Origin of the sequence: Kitasatospora sp. GP30, assembly GCF_029892145.1 — a bacterium.
Lineage (GTDB): Bacteria > Actinomycetota > Actinomycetes > Streptomycetales > Streptomycetaceae > Kitasatospora > Kitasatospora acidiphila.
The window spans coordinates 94,652-113,004 of the sequence record NZ_JARZAH010000024.1; the positions used below are offsets into that span (position 1 = coordinate 94,652).

15 protein-coding genes are annotated in these 18,353 nt (G+C 70.8%); 4 read left to right on the forward strand and 11 right to left on the reverse strand.

Features of this window, described 5'->3' with window-relative positions:
* Nucleotides 1–84 precede the first annotated feature (84 nt).
* The 5 genes from P3T35_RS27255 to P3T35_RS27275 all read right to left on the reverse strand — a co-directional run bounded on the left by P3T35_RS27255 (nucleotide 85) and on the right by P3T35_RS27275 (nucleotide 8,747).
* Nucleotides 85–4,401, reverse strand: a complete 4,317-nt coding sequence (locus P3T35_RS27255; protein ID WP_101378398.1) for a bifunctional nitrate reductase/sulfite reductase flavoprotein subunit alpha — start codon at nucleotides 4,399–4,401, stop codon at nucleotides 85–87.
* Between the two features lie 576 nt (nucleotides 4,402–4,977).
* Nucleotides 4,978–6,276, reverse strand: coding sequence for a diaminopimelate decarboxylase (locus tag P3T35_RS27260; RefSeq protein WP_101378399.1), 1,299 nt, complete (start codon nucleotides 6,274–6,276; stop codon nucleotides 4,978–4,980).
* 310 nt (nucleotides 6,277–6,586) lie between these two features.
* Entirely contained in the window at nucleotides 6,587–7,222 is a 636-nt protein-coding gene (locus P3T35_RS27265) for an HAD family acid phosphatase (RefSeq protein WP_101378400.1), read from the reverse strand.
* 278 nt (nucleotides 7,223–7,500) lie between these two features.
* Complete coding sequence (locus tag P3T35_RS27270; RefSeq protein WP_101378401.1) at nucleotides 7,501–8,118, reverse strand: TetR/AcrR family transcriptional regulator C-terminal domain-containing protein; 618 nt, start codon at nucleotides 8,116–8,118, stop codon at nucleotides 7,501–7,503.
* A gap of 293 nt (nucleotides 8,119–8,411) precedes the next feature.
* Nucleotides 8,412–8,747 (reverse strand): metalloregulator ArsR/SmtB family transcription factor, encoded by a 336-nt coding sequence (locus P3T35_RS27275; protein WP_101378402.1) that lies wholly within the window; start codon nucleotides 8,745–8,747, stop codon nucleotides 8,412–8,414.
* Between the two features lie 246 nt (nucleotides 8,748–8,993).
* Between P3T35_RS27275 and trxA the strand changes: the two genes are divergently transcribed.
* From trxA to P3T35_RS27290, 3 genes are all read left to right on the forward strand, one after another.
* Entirely contained in the window at nucleotides 8,994–9,323 is a 330-nt protein-coding gene (gene trxA / locus P3T35_RS27280; protein ID WP_101378403.1) for a thioredoxin, read from the forward strand.
* 134 nt (nucleotides 9,324–9,457) lie between these two features.
* Nucleotides 9,458–10,435, forward strand: coding sequence for a DsbA family oxidoreductase (locus P3T35_RS27285; protein WP_101378404.1), 978 nt, complete (start codon nucleotides 9,458–9,460; stop codon nucleotides 10,433–10,435).
* Nucleotides 10,436–10,542: 107 nt separating this feature from the next.
* Nucleotides 10,543–11,553, forward strand: a complete 1,011-nt coding sequence (locus P3T35_RS27290; RefSeq protein ID WP_101384744.1) for a zinc-binding alcohol dehydrogenase family protein — start codon at nucleotides 10,543–10,545, stop codon at nucleotides 11,551–11,553.
* Here the strand turns inward: P3T35_RS27290 and P3T35_RS27295 are convergent.
* The 6 genes from P3T35_RS27295 to P3T35_RS27320 form a co-directional block, all read right to left on the reverse strand.
* Nucleotides 11,503–11,790, reverse strand: a complete 288-nt coding sequence (locus tag P3T35_RS27295; RefSeq protein ID WP_143676687.1) for a hypothetical protein — start codon at nucleotides 11,788–11,790, stop codon at nucleotides 11,503–11,505. The genes P3T35_RS27290 and P3T35_RS27295 overlap by 51 nt on opposite strands.
* Nucleotides 11,791–11,869: 79 nt before the next feature.
* Nucleotides 11,870–12,445: a hypothetical protein gene (locus tag P3T35_RS27300; protein WP_101378405.1), complete on the reverse strand. Its 576-nt coding sequence runs from the start codon at nucleotides 12,443–12,445 to the stop codon at nucleotides 11,870–11,872.
* A complete protein-coding gene (locus tag P3T35_RS27305) occupies nucleotides 12,442–13,833 on the reverse strand; it encodes a hypothetical protein (RefSeq protein WP_101378406.1) in 1,392 nt (463 codons plus the stop codon). Before P3T35_RS27305 ends, P3T35_RS27300 begins: the two co-directional genes overlap by 4 nt.
* Nucleotides 13,830–14,639: an ABC transporter ATP-binding protein gene (locus P3T35_RS27310; RefSeq protein ID WP_180356244.1), complete on the reverse strand. Its 810-nt coding sequence runs from the start codon at nucleotides 14,637–14,639 to the stop codon at nucleotides 13,830–13,832. Before P3T35_RS27310 ends, P3T35_RS27305 begins: the two co-directional genes overlap by 4 nt.
* Before the next feature lie 20 nt (nucleotides 14,640–14,659).
* Nucleotides 14,660–15,484, reverse strand: a complete 825-nt coding sequence (locus P3T35_RS27315) for a zf-HC2 domain-containing protein (protein ID WP_180356245.1) — start codon at nucleotides 15,482–15,484, stop codon at nucleotides 14,660–14,662.
* Nucleotides 15,481–16,041 carry an RNA polymerase sigma factor gene (locus P3T35_RS27320; RefSeq protein ID WP_180356246.1) on the reverse strand — a complete coding sequence of 187 codons (561 nt, stop codon included), beginning with the start codon at nucleotides 16,039–16,041 and terminating at the stop codon, nucleotides 15,481–15,483. The genes P3T35_RS27315 and P3T35_RS27320 overlap by 4 nt, the downstream gene beginning before the upstream one ends.
* Nucleotides 16,042–16,482: 441 nt before the next feature.
* On the opposite strand from P3T35_RS27320, the gene P3T35_RS27325 reads away from it, so the two are divergent.
* The coding region (locus P3T35_RS27325; protein ID WP_280708130.1) for a PKD domain-containing protein at nucleotides 16,483–18,353 on the forward strand (1,871 nt) is incomplete at its 3' end.

Sequence of the window (18,353 nt, forward strand, 5' to 3'; positions counted from 1 at the left end):
CCGGAAGCCGGCACCCGCGGCCACGGCCGCAGGCCCGGTCCCCGCCGCCGGCTGCGCGAGACGGCCGCCGCCGGCAGCTCGGGGTCAGTAGACGTCGCGGACGTAGCGCTTGTCGCTCGCGAGTTGGCGGACGTACGTGGCAGCGGCCTCCTCGTCCATGCCGCCATGGGCCGCGACGATCTCCCGCAGGGCCTGGTCGACGTCCTTGGCCATCCGACCGGCGTCGCCGCAGACGTAGAAGTGGGCGCCGTCCTGGAGCCAGCGCCACAGGCGCGGGCCGTGCTCGCGCATCCGGTCCTGGACGTAGATCTTGTTGCGCTGGTCGCGCGAGAAGGCGACATCGAGGCGGTCCAGGTGGCCGCAGGCACGGTACGCCTCCAGCTCGTCGCGGTGGTAGAAGTCGGTGGCCTCGCACTGTTCACCGAAGAACAGCCAGTTCGGGCCGGTGTGGCCGCGGGCCTGACGGTCCTCCAGGAAGCCGATGAACGGCGCGACGCCGGTACCCGGGCCCACCATGATCATCGGCGTGGCGGGGGCGGCGGGCGGCCGGAAGTGCGGGGAACGCTGGACGAACACCGGTACCGGGCCGTCGTCGGCGCAGTCCGCGAGGTACGTGGAGCAGACGCCCTTGCGGTCCCGGCCGAGGTCGTTGGTGTAGCGGACCACGGACACCGTGAGGCGCACCTCGCTCGGGTGTGCCAGCGGGCTGGAGGCGATGGAGTAGCGGCGGGGCTGGAGCCGCTTGAGGACTCCGACCCATTCTGCGGCGCGGGCCCGGACGGGGAACGCGCCGATGACGTCTGCGGCCTGCCGACCCCAGCTCCACTTCGCCAGTTCGCCCTTGTTGCCGGGTCGCAGCAGGCGCTTGAGGTCGCGGTCTCCGGTGCGCTCGGCCGTGAACCTGAGCAGTTCCGGAGTGATGCGGGCGATGTCGAGGCGGGTCCGCAGGGCCTCGCCGAGGGGCAGGTCGCCGCTGTCGGGCAGCGAGACGGTCTCGTCGGGGTCGAGGCCGGTGAGGGTCAGCCACTCAGCGACGAGTGCGGACCCGTTGGCGGGCCACACGCCGAGAGCATCGCCGGCCTCGTACGCGAGTTCGCCTCCGCGGGTGTCGAAGGCGAACTGCCGGACTTCCTTCAGCGATCCCGGCAGGCTGAGCACGCGGTTACCGATCAGGAGAGTTGCGAAGGGAGCGGCCTTCGAATAGGTGGCGGGCCGGCTCGCGGGGACTGCGGCCGGCGCCGTGGTGACAGCGGGAGCAGGCGTGACGAAGGGGGCTGCGGCGGCCGCCGCCCCCGCGTTCGCCGTGGCTGCCGGACCCGGCGCCGGCTGCCGCTCGGCTGACCTGGCGAGCGCGGCGGTGACCTGGTCGAGCCACCGAGCGGCGGCCTCGTCGTCGTCCGGTTCGCAGTCGGTGCGAGGGTGCAGGCGGGTGGCACCGAGTTCGGCGAGACGCTCGTCGAGGCGGCGGCCATGGCCGCAGAAGTCGTCGTAGCCGGAGTCGCCGAACGCCAGGACGGAGTACCGCACACCCTCCAACCGCGGGGCGTTCGCGGCGCTGAGGCCCTGCCAGAAGTCGGCACCGTTGTCAGGGGCGTCGCCGTCGCCGAACGTGCTGGTGACGATCAGCAGGTCGGTGTCGCAGGTGAGTTGCTCGGGGGTGGCGTCGGCCATGGCGAGCAGGGTCGGGGCGCGGCCGGCCTCGGCCAGGCGGGCGGCGGCGGTGGCGGCGTACTCCTCGGCGTTGCCGGTCTGCGAGGCCCACAGGACGAGCAGGTTCCGTGCCGGGGCGGCGGCGACGGGAGCGGCGGTCGGGCTCGGGGAGAGCGGCGTCACGGTTGCGGGGGTGAGCGAGGCCGGGGCGGCGGTCCGGGAGAACATGCCGGCCAGCACGCCGTCGACCCACAGCGCCGTCCCCGGGTCGAAGGGTGCGTTCGCGGGCAGCACCGGGACCCCGCCGGGCGGGGCGAGTACGACTCCGGAGAGGTACCCGGACAGGTAGCGGCGCTCCGGCTCGTCAAGGGCCGGCGGGGTGAGGTCGGCGATGCCGAGCAGCGCGGCGAGGGCAGGGACGGCAGCAGACAGGCCGCCGGTCGCAGCCGGAGCAGGGGCCGCGGCGGCGGCCTGCGGCAGGGCGGGCGGGCTCTGCGGCTGCTGCGCCGGGGTGGCCGGGTCGGCGGTGGCCGGCACCGGCGCGGTCTCCTCGGGTACGGGGGCGGGAACGACGCGCATCGCCACGGCGCAGACCTTGTACTCCGGCTGGAAGGAGATCGGGTCGATGGCGTCGTTGGTGACGGCGTTGATGCTGAGGTACTCGCCGAAGAGGTCGTTCCAGTGGAAGGGGGCGAAGCAGTTCCCGGGGCGGACGCGGTCGGTGACGACGGCGGGCAGGACGGCGCGGCCGCGGCGGGAGACGACCTCGATGTGGTCGCCGTCCCGGGCGTCCATCGCGGCGGCGTCCTCGGGGTGGACTTCGACGAACGGGCCGGGGTTGAGCTTGTTGAGCTTGGCGACCTTGCCGGTCTTGGTGAGGGTGTGCCACTGGTGCTGGAGGCGGCCGGTGTTGAGGGCGAACGGGTAGTCGTCGTCGGGAAGTTCGGCGGCCGGCAGGTGCGGGCGGGGGAAGAACTGGGCGCGCCCGTTCGCGGTCGGGAAGACGAGCCGCGGCCGGGTGCCGTCCTCGCGCTCCAGCAGGGTCTGGCTGACGCCGTCGTTGAGGTAGCGGATCGGGTTGCGGTCGCTTCCGTCCGGGGTCGGTGCCGGCCACTGCACCGGGGTCTCGCGCAGGCGCTGGTAGCTGACGCCGCGCAGGTCCCAGCCGGTCTTCGGGTTCCAGGCCCGCTTGAGCTCCTCGAAGACGTCCTCGGCGCTCGCGTAGCTGAAGGCCGCGGCGAAGCCCATCTCGCAGGCGACCCGGGCGATCAACTGCCAGTCGGGCAGCGCCTGCCCGGGCGGGTCGACGACGCCCTGGACGAGGGTGAGGTTCCGCTCCGAGTTGATCATGATGCCGTCGGACTCCGCCCACAGCGTCGCGGGCAACACGACGTCCGCGTACGCGTTGGACTCGGTGTCGGCGAACACGTCCTGGGTGACGACCAGTTCGGCGGCCTCCAGACCGGCGATGACGGTCCTGCGGTTGGCGACCGAGGCGACCGGGTTGGTGCACATGATCCAGCAGGCCTTGATGTCGCCGGCCGCCAGCCGCTCGAACATCTCGACGGTGCCGCGGCCGACCTCGGTCCGCAGCGTGCCCGACCCGACGCCCCACAGCTCCTCGATGAAGGCCCGCTCGGCGTCGATGAGGACGGAGCGCTGGCCGGGCAGGCCAGGCCCCATGTAGCCCATCTCGCGACCACCCATCGCGTTCGGCTGGCCGGTCAGCGAGAAAGGCCCGCTGCCGGGGCGGCAGATGGCGCCGGTGGCGAGGTGCAGGTTGACCAGGGCGTTGGTGTTCCAGGTGCCGTGGGTGGACTGGTTGAGGCCCATGGTCCAGCAGCTCATCCACTCGCCGGCCTCGCCGATCCACTGCGCGGCCTGCCGGATGTCCGCCTCGGGGATACCGGTGATCTCGGCGACCTTCTCCGGCGGGTAGTCGTCGAGGAAGCCGGGCATGGCGTCCCAGCCGTCGGTGTACTCGGCGATGAACTCCGGGTCGGTGTGCCCGTTCTGGACCAGCAGGTGCAGCAAGCCGTTCAGCAGGGCGAGGTCGGTGCCCGGCCTGATCCGGAGGAACAGGTCGGCCTTGTCGGCGGTGGCGTTGCGGCGCGGGTCGACGACGATCAGCTTCGCCCCGGCGGACTTGATCCGGTCCATCATCCGCAGGAACAGGATCGGGTGGCAGTCCGCCATGTTGGCGCCGATCACGAAGAACGCGTCCGCGCGGTCGAAGTCCTGGTACGAACCGGGCGGGCCGTCCGCACCGAGCGACAGCTTGTAGCCGGAACCGGCGGACGCCATGCACAGGCGGGAGTTGGACTCGATCTGGTTCGTCCGCACGAAGCCCTTGGCGAGCTTGTTGGCGAGGTACTGCGCCTCCAGCGACATCTGCCCGGAGACGTAGAAGGACAGGGCGTCCGGACCGTGCTCGTCCAGGATCGCGCGCAGCCGCCCGGCCACCGCCGTGATCGCCGTGTCCACATCCGCCTCGGCGGGCCCGGCGCCGCGCTCGGTGCGGATCAGCGCCGTGGCGGCCCGCCCGTCGGCGGCCATCATGTCGGCGCTGGTCGAGCCCTTCGTGCAGAGCCGCCCGAAGTTCGTCGGATGCTGCTTGTCGCCCGAGGTCTTCTTCGCGGTGCGCCGCCCGGTGGCGGCGTCCCGGCCGATCTCCAGCACGATCCCGCAGCCGACGCCGCAGTACGAGCAGACCGTCCGCACGCTGTCCGCCTTCGAGCCTGGCGTCGTCACCGGGACTCCCTCCCCGAGGGTCGCAGTCCCCACCGGGCGCGCGGGGCGGCACGGCGGGCGGTGGGAGGTTCCCACGATCAGCACACTAGGAAGGCCGCATTAACGGGCTGTCACGGCGTGTGGGTGCGGAAGGTTAACCCGACCGCACTGTGTGCCTCGCCCGCCTGTGAGCCCTTGGCCACAGGTGCGGCTTGGCAGGCGGGATGCCCGGGGGCAGTGCAGTCGGGTGGTCGTCCGCCGCCGCCAGCGGGAACCGACCTGTCGCACGACGCGTCTTGTGTGCCATGGCTTCTGACGAACAGCAGGATGACGCGAGCGTGCCCGAACGCCGCCCGCCGAAGTCGCCCGCCACGCGCGACGCGTCTGCTCGTCCCGTTCCCAGGAGCCAAGGGGATGCCCAGGGTGAACCACTGGTCGGCGAGGCCACGACGAGCAGGTGCCACATCAGAGATCCCTTGCCCTGCTGTGACATGACGCGCCGTGCGGCGGCTGTTCCGGGGCGGCGCGATGGCGCCAGGCTGTCCGTGTGAGGGGGATGCACGCGGGCCCGCAAGCCCTGCTGGGCGCGCGGCGGGCTCAGGGACCGCTGGCGGCGAGCACATCGCCGGTGGTCTGCGCACGGCGGAGCAACGTGAAGCGCACCGTCCCGTCCTCGGCGATGTCGAAGCCGTACACCGCAGGTGCGGGCAGGCTGTTGTACTGGTAGGGCGTGGAGAAGTAGTAGGCGCCCGTGTCCAGGAGCGCGACGACGTCTCCGGGCTCCAGGAGCGGCAGCGCCTGCGAGCGGCCCACGAGATCGCCGGCGAAGCAGCACGGCCCGGCGACGTCCTGCTTGGTCAGGACGCCGTCCTTGGGCAGCCCGTCCTCGCCGTACGCCGCGAGGCGCAGCTTCCAGGCCTCGGGAGCGAGCGCGGTGCGGGCGGCGACGTGCGCGCCGGCATGGGTGATCGCGATCGGGGTGCCGCCGGCCGTCTTCGTGTACTCCACTCGTGCCGCGATGAAGCCGTTCTTCGCCATCACCGAGCGGCCGAACTCCGTGACGACTTGATACTCCCCGCTGAACAGGGCGGGGGCGGCGGCACGCAGGTGGGAGACGTGGTCGTGGAAGCTGGGGGTGTCGTCCTCACCGGCGAAGTTGACCGACAGCCCGCCGCCGACATCGATGCCGACGATCTGCTGCCGGCCCGCTGCAGCGTTGACCGCCTCTGCGAAGCGGACGATCCGTGCGATGCCCTGGGCCGTGAGCTCCAACGCGCAGCCCTGCGAACCCACGTGCACGTGCACCCATCGCAGCCAGGGCCGTCGGCGGTAGGCGTCGAGCAGCCGTTCCCGGCTTCCCTCGTCCTCCAGCGGGATGCCGAACTTCGACGAGAGCGATGCGGTGCTGACGGCTTCGATGGCTCCGCTGCCGTTCTGCGGGTTGATCCGGATGCCGATGTTCGACCTGGAGCCACCGCGCTCCATGAACTCGTCGACGCGGGCCAGCTCCTGGAAGTTGTCGATGTTGACGGCGATGCCCAGGCTGAGGGCGTGCGCAAGCTCCTGGCGGGTCTTGGCCGGCGAGTCGAAGATCATCTCATCCGGCCGGAAGCCGGCTGCGACGGCCTGGGCCAGCTCACCGGCGCTTGCCACCTCGCAGCCCATTCCGTGGTCGCGCAGCAGTCGCAGCACCGGCACCAGGCAGTTGGCCTTGGCGGCGAAAGCATGCCGCACGGGCACCGCGCTGGGCCACGCGCGGTGCAGTGACGCCACACTCTCGCCGACCCCCGTCAGGTCAACGAATGCGGCCAGGCCTGCGTCGTCACGATCCAGCAGCCCCTGGCTCACGGCGGCGTGCACCGCGAGATTCCTGCGGTACGACCGGTGCTCACCCATGTGACCCGTCTCCTCCTCGGACACCGAACAGCAGCGCGGCGGCCGGGATGATCGCCGCGTCGCAAGAAGGATGTGGCCCGGCGGTTCGAATCGGCTTCATTGAGCGCGCCGAGGATCTCCCCGTCGAGTCGTTCCTCCGGACGCTCACTCGCCGAGCCGTACTGGCGATGCCGGTGGCCGAGGCGGGGGCCTCCGGCACGGATACCGATGTGCCTCATGACCATCCCCGCTGACCTTCGGCGTGGGAACCGTCCGGGACCCGGCGCACCGGCCGGGCCCCGGACGATGTGAGTCGCCCTGGCGGGGTGGGTCAGGAGAGCAGGCCGTTGTAGTCCGGCAGCTTGAAGGTCTGCTCGGCGTGGCCGCCGTCGATGTCGGTCCAGTTGTTGCCGACGTTGGCGATGATCGTGTAGCCCTCGTTCTCCACCTTGATCCGCTCGTTCGTCTTGAACTGCTGGACCGGCTCGAAGAGATCGCCCAGGTCGCGCCCGCGCAGCTCGTCCACGGTGTAGCCCGCCTCGCTCAGGCTGTGGCGGGTGACCGGGTCGATGAAGTCCAGCCGCGCGGTGACGAAGATGATCGCGACTCCGCGCGAGTGGGCGTACTGCGCCAGCTGCACGACCGGTGCGATGCCCGGCATCGTGAACGGGTGGAAGTGCGTCGCGAGCGTGGTGTTGTCGATGTCGAACACGATCGCGAGGTGCTGGTCCGTGGGCTGGGCCGTGCGCTGCTCGACGTAGGCGCGGGCCGGCGCGATCGCGGTGCTCACATCGGTCAGCCACTGCGCCTCGGTCACGGTGCCGGCGCTCGCGGTGCCGGCACTCGCCGGGGCGGCCGGGGCGACCGCTGCCGGGTGCGCCGGGGCGGCGATCGCGGGGGCGGCGAGGCCGGTGCTGATGGCGACTGTCAGGGCCGCGGTGGTGACGAACTTCGCCTTGATGCTCATGTCTGGGATGAGGCCTTTCTTCTGCTGAGGCGTCAACCGGCTTGTGGTGCGGCACTCGGGGTCGCGGTGCCAGTGAGCCGGCTGTGCGCAGGTGCAGGACGCGTACGAAGGGATGGCTGCGGGGTGCCACCAGGGCATGCCGAGTGCAGCCCATTGGGCGCCACTAAAACTAGAGTCAGTAGTTTTAGGTCGGCATGAACGTACACCAGTCCGCGTTCACCGTCCGACGCGGGGGTGACAGTAGGCAGAGGGGTGCGGCGCCGAAAGCTGAAATGGCGTCAGCTGTGGTGCTGGGTCCGCAGGTTGTTCAGCGTTTCCTCGAAGCCGCGGATCAGGATGGTGAGGCCGGTTTCGAAGGCCAGGTCACCGAGGCGGAGCGGATCCGCGAGGGCGGGGTCCAGGCCGGGCACCAGGCCCTCGCTCTGCACCTGGCGCGGCAGGCCGAAGTCGAGGGCCGCGCCGGTGAGGAAGTACTCGAGGCACTGCACGATCGGCGCCATGCGGTCCTCCGGCCAGCCCGCCTCGCGCAGCACCGCGAAGGCGCTGGTGTAGCTCTGGAGTGCGGCGATGGACTGGGTCGGCCGCATCACCAGCAGTGGAACCATGTTCGGGTGGGCGGCGAACGTGGCGCGGTAGGCGCGTGCCCAGCTGTCGAGAGCGGCGGTCCAGGGGCGGATGGTGGGGTCGAGATCCATCTCGGCGACGATGAGCTCGCTGACCCCGTCGATGATCTCGGCACGACTGGAGACGTAGTTGTAGAGGGACGGGCCCTTGACGCCCAGGCGGGCCGCGAGGCGGGTGGTCGACAGGGCCTCGGCGCCCTCCTCGTCAACCAGGGCGAGAGCGGCTTCCATGATCCCGTCCCGGGTCAGCATCGACCGTGACGGTCTGCCCATCTCGCCCTCCTCTCACTGTCCGAGTCCGTCCGCCCCGGCATTGGGCCGCGAACGCGGACCAGTGTACGTTCTCGCCAGGCGAAACTACTGGCTCTAGTTTTCTGGGGCGCCAGGTGGATCCTGCCTGATGGCCCCCGGTGCCGACAGGCATGCTCGCGGAAATCGACGTTCTTCACGGGCTCGGGGGGGGCGGTCGTGCGGCAACTCAGCGCCGCATCGACGACCTGCCCGGCCGAGACTTTCGCAGTGAATCCGACGCCGGCTTCACGAGACGCGGGCAAGCTCAACATCGGTCACTCGCAGGGCCGTTTGCGGTCCGCGGCCAGTGATTCCGCCGCCGTCCGGGCGAGCTCGGCGAAGAACTCCGCCAGGGCTTCCGGCACCTCGGGGCGCAGGCGGTAGTAGGTGAAGCGGCCGTGCGGCTCAGACTCCACGATGCCGGCCTCGCGCAGCACCCGCAGATGGTTGGACAGCGCGGTCTGTCGTGCCCCCGTCTCCTTGATCAGGTGATTGGTGCACAGGGCCGCCTGCGCGAGCAGCATCACGATGCGCAGGCGCAGAGGTTCACCCAGTACTCGAATGAGGTCGCCCTGCGTCAGCGTCGCCTTGTCGGTACCTGATGTCAGCATGCCTCGATTATCACACATCACTCCAGCCTGATACCACTCTTGCCTGATATCACTGCACCGTGATACGTTTCGGATCCTCCGCCGCCCTGGACGCCGAGCGCCACCTGGCCTCGCTGGCCGACCTGGAGGCCCTGGCCGTCACCGCCGTCGCCGCCACCGTCTGACCGGACCTGCCCCCACCACCCATCCGAACCATCCGACTACACCCGAATCACCCGAGTCACCGACAGATCGAGGACATCCCCCATGGCCGGCACCACCATCACCGCAACCGACAGCAACTTCGAGGAGCTCGTGTTCCAGAGCGACAAGCCCGTCCTGGTCGACTTCTGGGCCACCTGGTGCCCCCCGTGCCGGATGATCGCCCCCACCCTGGACCAGATCGCCGCCGAGCACGGCGACCGCCTGACGGTCGTGAAGGTCGACATCGACGAGAACCCCGCCCTCGCCGCCCAGTACGGGATCATGTCCATCCCGACCTTGAAGGTCTTCACCGGCGGCAAGCCCGTCAAGACCATCGTCGGCGCCCTGCCGAAGGACCAGCTCAAGCGGAACCTCGCCGACTTCATCGGCTGACCACCCCACACATGGCGCCGGGCCGCACCGGACCCGGTCGCCAACCCACTCCGCCGGTGTGGGCGCCCGGCGCCCGCACCGGCCTGTACACCCGCACGGCAAGCAAGAACCGCAGAGAGGACATGAGGGCCGGGATGCGCATCGAGATCTGGGCGGACGTGGTCTGCCCCTGGGCCTACATCGGCAAACGCCGGCTGGAGGCGGCCCTCGCCGATCCGGCGCTGTCCGCCCGGGACATCGAGGTCGTCTGGCGCCCGTACCGGATCAACCCGACCGCCCCGCCCCAGGCCGTCCCCGTGGAACCGGCCCTGCGCGACCCGCTGGTCGACGCCACCGCAGCCCGGTGCGCGCCGGACCCTGCGACTGCGGAGGACCAGGTGCCCATCTCCCGGATCGCAGCCGCAGAAGGGCTGGGGCCCGCCTGGGGTGCGGCCTGGCGATCCAGCAGCCACGACGCACACCGCCTCCTCGCCCTCGCCCATGAGCACGGCGGCGGCCCGCTGCAGGACACCGTGGCCGAGCACCTGATGCGGGCACACTTCGTCGAGGGCCACGACATCAGCGCGCGTGACACGCTCCGGACGATTGCGACCACCGCCGGATTCGCCGAAGGCGCCGCGCTGATCGACACCGACGCAGCCGACCGCGCCGTCCGGGAACTTCGTCTGATCGGCAAGGCGCGGGGCATCAAGACCTCCCCGACGATCGTCGTCGGAGACCGGGCCCTGGCCGGCGCCCAACCACCCGACGTCATCGCCGACTTCCTCGCCACCGCAGGCCCGAACCGCGATGTGCCTGAAGAGGTCGGGCGCCTGCGGTACGCCGAGTCCCTCCTCGAACTACGCGACCCGCTCGGAGCGCTCACCCTGCTCCAACCGCTGCTCGACCAACACGGCGACGACCTCAACGTACGTCGCCTCGCCGCCCGCGCGTACTTCACCTCCGCCCAGCTCGGCCGCGCCCGGCACACCCTGGAACAGCTGGTCACCGACCTGCCGGACGACTCCTACCTCCGACTCATGCTCGGTCGCACCCTTCAGCGCCTGGACCTGGACGACCAGGCCGCTCCACACCTGAAGATCGCTGCCGCCATGACACCCGAGTTCGCCTGATCGACAGCAACCCGGTCACCGGCACCCACGCCTGCCAAGCCGCAGTTCCCGTACGCGCGCCACACCCGCAAGGACACCGCACCATGACCGACCCCCGCCCCGCCACCATGCCCGCCGTCGGATACCTCGCCAACCTGCCCGTGGAGGACCCCGAGAGCCTGCTCGACCTCGAACTCCCGGTCCCCCAGCCCGGACCGCGCGACCTCCTGGTCCAGGTCGAGGCCATCGCGGTCAACCCCGTGGACTACAAGATCCGCCAGAACGCCGACCCGGGCGGCGAGCCGCGGGTGCTCGGCTGGGACGCGGCGGGCACCGTCGTCGCGGTCGGCGCGGAGGTGACGCTGTTCGAGGTCGGCGACGAGGTCTACTACGCCGGCGCGCTCGACCGGCCGGGTGCCAACTCCCGTTTCCACGCCGTGGACGAGCGGCTGGTCGGGCTCAAGCCGGCCACCCTCACCTTCACCGAGGCCGCCGCCCTGCCGCTGACCGCGCTGACCGCCTGGGAGGGGCTGTTCGAGCGCCTGGGGCTGCGGTACGGCGCCCTCGACGAGACCGGCACCCTGCTGGTCACAGCCGCCGCGGGCGGGGTCGGCTCGATCGTCATCCAGCTGGCGCGGACGCTGACCGGGCTGACCGTGATCGGCACCGCGTCCCGCCCGGAGTCGGCCGCATACGCCCGCCGGATGGGCGCCCACCACGTGATCGACCACCGGCGGCCGCTGGTGGAGCAGTTGACGGAAGTTGCCCCCGGCGGCGTCGACCACGTCTTCAGCACCGCCGCCACCGACCGGTACCTGGCGGCCTACGCCGAGGCGCTCAACCCGTTCGGCCAGATCGTCGCCATCGACGACTTCGACACCCTCGCCATCGGCGCCCTCAAGCCGAAGAGCATCTCATTCCACTGGGAGCTCATGTACACCCGGTCGATGTTCCGCACCGCCGACCAGCAGATGCAGCATCACATCCTGGACCGGGTCGCCCGGCTGGTGGACGCCGGACTGCTCACCACCACCGCGACCCGGGACCTGGGCCCGGTCAACGCAGCCAACCTGCGCGAGGCCCACCGGCTACTGGAGAGCGGGTCGGCGATCGGCAAGACCACGCTGACCGGGTTCTGAGCCACAACGCCCGGAGCCGCTACCCCTGTTGAGGCCGTTGTTGTTCCGGCCCTGCTGGTTGACCCGGCCGAGCAGCTCGATGGTGCTGGACTGCTCGAACATGGTGTCGGCGGTGACGGTGCAGTTGGACCAGCCGCCGTCGCCCACGATGGTGTACGGGGCGTCATAGAGCTCGTCGGTCCAGCGGATCGGCGTGGCCGAGCAGCATCTGGCGCAGGCAGGTGCCGGTGCGGCCACCTGCCCTCCCGTCACCGGTCGCCACCGCGCTGCCGGGCTCACAACAGGGCGGTCTCCTTGTCGGCGCGGGGCGGGTCAGTTACCGTCTCGGTCCTGCTGTGGCGTACAGCACGGTGCCGGTCGCCAGCAGGGCCCACGCGGTCGCGGTGGACGCCGTCGTGGCGGGGGAAATGATCATCCAGCTGCCCACCTCTCCCGCGGTGCCGGGCGGAACCGGGACGAGGAGGGTGAACGCGAGCCAGCCGGTCGGCAGGGTCCATCCGAACGGCGGCCCGCACAGCACCGCCCCGAGCGCGGCCAGGCCGACCAGGCCCGCGCTGTCCCGGACGACGAGCGCGGCCGGGGCGAGCGTCGGCCCCGCCGCTTGGACCGCCAGCAGCGCCACCCCGGCGACCGTGCCGATCAGCAGCACGTGCGCCGCCCGCCGGGGCATCCACCGGATCGCGGCCGTCCGGTCCAGCGCGGCATCCTGCCCGCCGAGCCCGACGGAAGCGGCCGCCACGTTCGCGGTGAGGAGCAGGGCCGCGATCCCCAGGTCCGCCGGGCCCTTGCCGCTGCCCTGGTCGAGCGCCCACACCGCCAGCGCGACGAGCGTGACCGCGGCGGCCGAGGTGGGCACCTGCCGTGAACGCGCGTACAACAGCAGCCATCTCATGGGGAGGTCTCCCCCGTCAGCGCCGTGAGCTCGTTCTGGCAGGAGAGCGCGGCGGCATGCACCTGGGCGATCCGCGAGCGCTGCTCGGCCGGCGGCAGGGCCGCCAGTTTCTCCCAGGCGACTTCGGCGTTCGCCCATGCACGCTGCGCGTACTCGTCGGTGTCCGGTTGCTGCAGCGGTTCGAGCTGGTGATCGCCGAGGGCCCAGCTCGCGGCGATGCTCTGTGCGGGGATGTCGACCAGCCCCCCGCCCTCCCAAGTAGTGCTGGGTGAACAGTTCGGTGCCAGGCCCTGGGCGACCAGGAGGCGGGTCAGTCCCGCCCCCGCTGCATGGGCGATCAGCGGGTCGTCGTAGTCGATCAGCACCACGTCGCCGGAGAGTCGGCGCTCGTCGCCGAGCGCGCGCAGCTCGGTGTCCTCGCGCACCGAGTTCGGCGCCTTGTCACCCAGGGCGTCGTGCAGCACGCGCAGCGCCTCCTTGCCGCGTGGCGCGAGTTCGGGCAGGTGTGAGTGGTTCGCCCGGGTCACGCACACCGGTCCGTCGCAGACCAGGGTGGCGGCGGTCTTGTCGACGACGTAGGTGTCGCGCGGAGCGGCCGGGAGGATCAGCACGGCCAGGGCCGCCCCGGCCAGGGCGGGGGCCACCGCAAGCAGTCGGGTCCGGCGGGTCGCGGCCGACAGCAGTGCGAAGCCGGTGGCGAGCAGGCCGAGCAGCCAGAGCGTCTGGCCGAGGTGCACGGAGTCGGACAGGGTCAGCAGCATCTCCCGCGGATCCGCGGTCACCGGGGACAGCAGGGCGAGCCGGTTCGGCGCGACGCCTGACGGCAGTGCCTCCTCGTTGTTCTGCCGCAGGAGGCTTATCAGCAAGAGGAAGAGCACCGTCAGGGCCGGCGGGGTGAGCACGGAGGGCAGGGCCCGCGCGACGCCCATGCCGAACACGGCCGCCGCGACGAGGGCCAGCGCTGCCACGAGCGAGATCGGCAGCCAACCGGGACTCGTGTAGGTGGTGGCGCCGAGGGACACCTGGACTCCGCCCACCAGGAGGAGGAGGCCGAAGCCCGACGCCAGCACGAGGGCCATCGCACCGGCCGGCAGCGCCGCACGGCGCCAGGCCGGCAGCGGCGTGGTGGTCAGCAGTTCGGCCATCCGCGAGCGGGAGTCGCGCAGCCCGTACACCGCCCCCATGCCCACCACCAGCGGCCACCAGAAGCCCAGCAGGTACCGGGTCCACAGGGCCATCGCGGTCCACTGGGCCGTCCACCCCGCGGTGCCCTTCCACCAGATCCCGTCGATCAGGCAGAGGACCGCCAGGCTGCCGCCCAGGACGACGACGCCGGGCCACGGGGCGACGGAACGCTTCAGCTCGATGTGCAGCACCCGCCCGTTCACCAGCTGCCCCTCTGCTGCTCGGAGCCCTGCAGCAGCGCCGAGTAGCCGCGCTCCAGGGGGCTGTCGCCCGGGTACTCGGAGCCGCCCGCCGCCGCCAGGACCTCCGGGCTGCCCTGGAAGACGAGGCGGCCCTCGGCGAAGAGCACCACGTCGGAGCAGGCGGCCGCGACGTCCTCGACCAGGTGGGTGGAGACGACCACGCAGGCGTCGCGGCCCAGCTCCTGCAGCAGTTCGCGGAAGCGCAGCCGCTGCGCCGGGTCCAGACCGGCCGTCGGCTCGTCCAGCAGCAGCAACTCAGGGTCGTTGACGATGGCCTGGGCGATGCCGGCGCGACGCACCATGCCTCCGGACAGGGTCTTCATCCGCTGGTCGGCGTGGTCGGCCAGGCCCACCCGCTCCACGGCGCGTTGGACGGCCGCGGGGATGTCCGCCTTGGGAACCTCCTTCAGCCAGGCCATGTACTCGACGAACTCGCGCACCGTGAAGCGCTTGTAGTAGCCGAACTCCTGCGGCAGGTAACCGATCCGGCGGCGCAGGCCACGTAGGTCGCCCAGCCCGCTGATGGAGGTGCCGCACAGTCGCAGTTCGCCCTCGGCGGGGCGCAGCACGGTGGCCAGGGACCGGATCAGGGTGGTCTTTCCCGCTCCGTTGGGTCCCAGGAGGCCGTGGGCGCCGGTGCCCAGCGACAGGTCGAGCCCGTCGACGGCCATCTTCTTGCGTCCGGCTCGTACTTTCAGGCCGGTGGCCTGGATCTCCCAGGCGTAGGTCTTCGGCGCGGTGTCGGCCGCGCTCGTCGCGGGTTGCATGCGGTGGTCCCTTTCGAGGGTCAACGATGGTTGCGCACTGCTGAGTACGCGTTTCTGCGGGCGATCACGGTGCCGGTGCCGAGCGCGAGGAGCACAGCCCACACGGGCAGTTGGTCCGGCTGCAGGACGAGGGGGACGCGGCCGGTGGCCCAGGCGGGTGCCGCGATGAGGGCTCCCCATCCGGCCACCAGCGCGACGGCGGCGCGGGTCACACCGATGACGCTGCCCAGTGCCAGGGCGGTGGAGGTGAAGGCGAAGGAGGGCAGCAGCCACTGCGCGGCCGTCGTGGCTCCGGTCAGCCATCCCCCTACAAGGAGCACGGGCACGACCACCGCAAGGACGGCGGTGGTGCGCCGAAGGAGCAGGGGCAGACCGGCGCACGCGGTGGAGGCCGTCAGTTCGTGCGCCGGGTCCAGGGCGCGCGACCACGATGCGGCGGCAGCGCACAGCGGCAGCACCGGCGCGATCAGCACCATGGGCGAGGCCCCACCGAAGGCCGGCGCCCCAGCCCCGTCCAGCAGCAGCGCCAGCAGGGCGACAGCGACGGTCATGGCCAGCCACGGGGCCATGACCGGAGTCAGCCAGGTCGACACCCACCTCGGGCGCGCTCGCCGCGCGGGCGCCTGGACGGCCGCGTCCAACTGCGGTTCCAGACCGGCCCGGACGGCGTCGACGAGCGCGGCGATGCCCGGCGCCCCGGTGGCCGCGGAGGCCGCCAGACGGCTCCGGCACAGCGCGCACGTCTCCAGATGGGCCTCCAGCGCCCATACGGTGTCCGCGGCCATCGCCGTATCACCACGTGCGTACGCGTCGATCAACCGCATAGACGCATGGTCCGTGCTCATGCCAGTGCCTCCCGCATTGCGATCCGGGCCCGGCGGGCACGGGTTTTGACCGTGCCTTCGGGCAGTCTGAGCAGCACTGCTGTCTCCCGCACCGAAAGCCCGTCAAGCACCATGGCCTGCAACACCTGCCGCAGTTCCGGGGCCAGTTGCCGCAGGGCGTCGCCGACCTCGCCGCCGACGGTCGCGGCCAGTACCTCGTCCTCCGCCGCGGGCACCACCGCCCGCTCGGCGGCGGCGGCCGGCGGTTCGGCGTGGTGAGCCCGGCGCCGGAACGCATCAACGAGGCGGCGCGCCGCGATCGTCCACACCCACCCGACACCCGTCCCACCGATCGCGCTCCCGGCGAACGCGCCGGCCGCGCGCCACACCGCCAGATAGGTCTCCTGCATGACCTCGGCGACGATCTGCTCGTCCGCGCAGCGGCGGCGCAGCCGCACCGCCAGCCACGGCGACGTGCGGCGGTACAACTCGTCGAACGCCCCGCGGTCACCCCTGGCCACCAGCCGGAGGAGGTGCTCCTCGTCCAGCTCGTCCAGTGCTCTCCTACGTGATCTCACACCAGCCAGACGGCCGCTGCGGCGCGCAGGTTCTGCGTCTGCCGTGATCTGCGTCACGGTGTCACGTGCGGAGGTTTGTGATCCCGCGAGGCCCGGTCGCCGACTTCGATCCGGCTCATGACGAATCCTGGCGTCTCGCGGTGCTTCAGCCTCCTCGACGCAGCCCTGGCTTCGTACAGGCCCACCGGACCGGCCCGGCAGAAACCGAGTCGATCTGCCATATCGTCAACTCGCCTCACCAGCAGCATACTTGTGAATGCCTACTCGGCATCGGAATCGAAGATGCGTCAAAGTGTCAGGCAACAGGGGACGAACGCCGGGCGAAGACCCCGGTTTCTAAAAAATCTCAGCACGCCCACCTTGAGCGGCACCCGTTTCGCGGCGACTATACGGGTGCATGTCATCCGACCAGCACAGTTTGCTCTGAGCGGAGGCGTATCGATGCGAAAGTGGAAAAAGAGATCGGCGATGGTGGGCGTGCTCGCCGTCATCGCAATGGCGGGGGCCTCGCTGACCGCGGCCGAAGGAGCCGGAGGACACCCCACGACCGGCGTCGGCTCGTGCACGCTGAAGGGGTGGAACCCGGCGACCAGCCCGACGAACGCCAAGAACCTGCCGGTAGGTCAGCGTCCGCAGACCTACAAGCCGGACGACTTCGACTGCAGCGGCGCCAAGTTCGCCGCGCCCGGCGTGGAGTTCGCGAAGTTCCCGCAGCCGAAGGACTTCAAGATCACCGACAAGAGCACCGTACAGACGGCCGGCGGCAAGCAGTCGGTCGTGGGGCAACCCACCGCGGCGGTGAACCCGCTGGCGCCGTACTTCCCGCCGTTCCAGCACTTCGTGGTGATCTACCGGGAGAACCACACCTTCGACGACTACCTCGGCGACTGCGCGACCACGGTCGGCGCCGGCTGCAACGGCCAGGTGGAGAGCACCAACCACATCAGCTCCGTGCCGCAGCTGCACAACCTGGCCAAGACCTACGCGCTGTCCGACTCGTACAGCACCGGCACCCAGCCGCCGTCCGGTCCCAACCACTGGTGGCTGTTCTCGGGGCAGTCCTCGTCCAGCAGTCAGCAGCAGTCCTACCCGTCGAACGGCACGCAGTTCGACCGCTTCCTGGGCAGTGACTCCGGCCCCACGGACGAGGGCACCAACGCGTGCACGACTCCGACCGGCAGCAGCAGCGGCACCAGCCCGTACACGTTCATCATGAACGGCGACTTCTACTGGATGCTCAGCAGCGGCAGCGGCTACTGGAAGAACCCGGCGGACGGCAAGCTCGAAGTGCTGCCGCCCAACCGTCCGGGCACGAACATCCCTGAAGAGCTGCACGCCAACGAGTACACGTGCCAGAACCAGAGCATCCCGGACAGCACGGTCGCCAACGACTACATCAACTTCATCAACACCAACGGGATGCCGGCCTACAACTACGTCGAGCTGTTCAACGACCACCCTGGCACCTACCAGGACATCTCCGGTAACGACACCGCGACGAACAACATCGTCAACGCCATCGAGGGCAACCCGACCTACAAGAACAACACGCTGATCGTCGTCACCGAGGACGACACCCAGAACGGCAACAACGGCCCCGACCACATCAGCAACACCTACCGCGTGCCGCTGGTCGTCATCGGGCCGTCGAGCTACGTCAAGCAGCACTACATCTCGCACGTGGCGTACACCACGAGCAACGTGCTCGCGGCCATGGAGCGCACGATGGAGAACGTGCACTCCGGCGTCATCGACCCGAACGACAACCTGGGCCCGTCCACCTTCCCGATGACGACCGCGGACCAGGCCGCGCTCGGCGACCCGCTCGAGGACTTCTGGGTCCAGGGCTCGACCCCGCTGTCCGCCAAGGCGACAGGGTCCCCGACCACCGGCAACGCACCGCTGACGGAGAACTTCACCGGCTCGGCCACCGGCGGCACGGCCCCGTACACGTACAGCTGGAACTTCGGTGACGGGACCACCAGCACGACCCAGAACCCGAGCCACACCTACAGCACCGCGGGCACCTACACCGCGACCCTGACCGTCACCGACAGCGCCTCACCGGCCAACACCGCGACCTCGCAGGTGACGACCACGGTCAGCGCCGTCGGCAACCCGCTGGCGGCCAGCGCCTCGGCCACCCCGACCTCCGGCCAGGTGCCGCTGAGCGTCGGCTTCACCGGCACGGGCACCGGTGGCACCCCGGGGTACAGCTACAGCTGGAACTTCGGTGACGGGACCACCAGCACGACCCAGAACCCGAGCCACACCTACAGCACCGCGGGCACCTACACCGCGACCCTGACCGT